Below are 2,218 nucleotides of genomic sequence, written 5' to 3'. Positions count from 1 at the left end.
AAACCGTGTACCAAAAACGAGATTGCCGCGTTGCTTCGCTCCTCGTAATGACCCATCAAAAGAAGGCTGACAGACCACTAGTGCGTCCACGAGGACGGCTCTAGTGAGCCTAGTACGAAGCCGTTGGGCCGTTGGCCCTGACCTGTGTGAAGCAATCTCCAAACCGTGTACCAAGAACAAGATTGCTGCGTTGCTTCGCTCCACCCTTGCTGCGGAGTGCTGCGCGAATCGGGATACTTCGTGAACGCAACGACCCATCAAAAAAGACTGACAGACTACTAGGTTCAAGCCAGTTTTGGAGGGCACAACGTGGGCCAGCAGCTTGACAGTTCGCTCCCTTCAGGCTAGCCTGCTGTTGTCACCGGGGGTGCCCGCTAGGGCTGAGATCATACCCCAAGGACCTGATCTGGTTAAGACCAGCGTAGGAAGCGTGGCAGCTTTCAAATATCAGGCTTTTCCTTTCTGGTGACGGAAAGGATTTTTTATGACCCACGTTATGACCCAAGTTATGAGCAAGGTCCTGCTCTTGGGCGCGCTCGCGCTGTCCTTGACATGGAGCCCGGCCTGGGCGCAGGAGGCGGGAACGCTCACCGTCCTCACCCACGGTTCCTTCAATGTCTCCGCAGAGGTGATCGCCGAGTTCACGGAGGAGACGGGTATCGCCGTCTCGTTCGTCGAGGGCGGCGACGCGGGCGAGACGCTCAACCGCGCCATCCTGACCCGGGACAACCCCCTGGCCGACCTGCTCTTCGGCGTGGACAACAACCTGATCGCGAGAGCGCTCGAGGCCGACCTGTTCGAGCCCTATCAGAGCCCCATGCTCAGGGTCGTCCCCGAGCGCTACCGCTTCGACGACACGCATTCGGCTACGCCCGTCACCGTGGGCTTCGTCAACTTCAACGTCGACCGGGCCTGGTTCGAGGAGGACGGCCAGGAGATTCCCAGCGACATCGCCGAGCTGACCGAGGAGGCCTACCGCGGCCTCACCGTCGTCACCAACCCGGCCACGAGCTCGCCCGGTCTGGCCTTCATGCTGGCCACCATCGACCGCTTCGGCGAGGCGGGTGAAGCAGCGGGGGAAGACGACTGGCTCGAGTTCTGGGCCGACTTGCGGGACAACGACCTCTTGGTCACGAGCGGCTGGACGGAGGCCTACTACACCGCCTTCAGCTCCTACGGCGGCGACCGGCCGGTGGTGCTCTCCTACGCGACCTCGCCCGCCGCCGAGATCTTCTTCGCCGACGAGGCGCTGGACGAGGCGCCGACCGGCAACCTCTTCTGCGAAGGCTGCGTCTACCGGCAGATCGAAGGGGTCGGCATCCTGCGCGGGACGCAGAACCGCGAGGCCGCCGAAAGGTTTATCGACTTCATGCTGAGCCGGGCCTTTCAAGAGGACATCCCCCTCACCATGTTCGTCTACCCGGTGAGCGAGGAGGCGACCTTGCCCGAGGTCTTCGAGCGCTTCGGCCAGCTTCCCGCCGAGGAGGAGATCGCCACGGTCGCTTCAGCGGAGATCGAGACGAATCTGGAAACCTGGCTCGACCTCTGGACGGCGGTCGTGGTGCAGGGACGAGACCCGGCGGAACTGCGCTAGCTTCGGTGCTCCGTTCCCTCAGCTCAACCCTCCCCCCCCCGGGGCGAGGGGCCTGAGCCACCAGGCTCGTCAGGTGCAGCGGCCGTGGCTGGCGCACCTTCTCGGCCTGCTGGCTGCTGCGTTTCTGGCGGTCTTCCTGTTCTACCCGCTGGCGGTGATTCTGGAGCGCAGCCTCACCAGCCGGGAGGCCGTCATGGGTGCCCTGAGCAATCCCTATTACCTGGGGCGTCTGTGGTTCACCACCTACCAGGCGCTCCTCTCCACCCTGCTCACGGTTCTTTTCGCCCTACCTGGCGCCTTGCTCTTCGCGCGCTTCGACTTCGCGGGCAAGCGCCTCCTGAGGAGCGCCTTTACCATCCCCTTCGTCATGCCCACGGTGGTGGCGGCCATCGGCTTTCTGGCGCTCCTGGGGCCGCGGGGCGTGAGCGGCGTCGATCTGCGCGGCAGCCTGCTCATCATCTTGCTGGCGCACGTCTTCTACAACTACGCGGTGGTGGTGCGCATCGTCGGCGCCTATCTGGAGGCGCTCGGGCCGCGGCTCGGCGAGGCCGCGCAGGCGCTCGGAAGCTCGCCCTGGCGCGCCCTCACGCGCGTCACCCTGCCGCTGGCCGCGCCCGCCATCGT

2 protein-coding genes and 1 riboswitch are annotated in these 2,218 nt (G+C 64.5%); both genes read left to right on the top strand.

What is annotated here, in order from left to right:
* Positions 1 to 353: 353 nt before the first annotated feature.
* Positions 354 to 446, top strand: a riboswitch (TPP riboswitch).
* 50 nt (positions 447 to 496) lie between these two features.
* The gene (locus M3498_12185) at positions 497 to 1,594 is read left to right on the top strand and encodes a thiamine ABC transporter substrate-binding protein (protein ID MDQ3460043.1); all 1,098 of its coding nucleotides are present in this window, start codon (positions 497 to 499) and stop codon (positions 1,592 to 1,594) included.
* 73 nt (positions 1,595 to 1,667) lie between these two features.
* Positions 1,668 to 2,218: ABC transporter permease subunit (locus M3498_12180; GenBank protein MDQ3460042.1), on the top strand; the 551-nt coding region annotated here is incomplete at its 3' end.

The organism is Deinococcota bacterium, assembly GCA_030858465.1.
Classification (GTDB): Bacteria; Deinococcota; Deinococci; order Deinococcales; family Trueperaceae; genus JALZLY01.
Note: the sequence above shows the minus strand (reverse complement) of the source record. Positions and strands in the feature narration are given on the sequence as shown.

What these genes read in the sequence shown, in the direction of transcription:
- M3498_12185 (MDQ3460043.1), top strand. Translation starts at nt 497, where the DNA reads ATGACCCAAGTTATGAGCAAGGTCCTGCTCTTGGGCGCGCTCGCGCTG.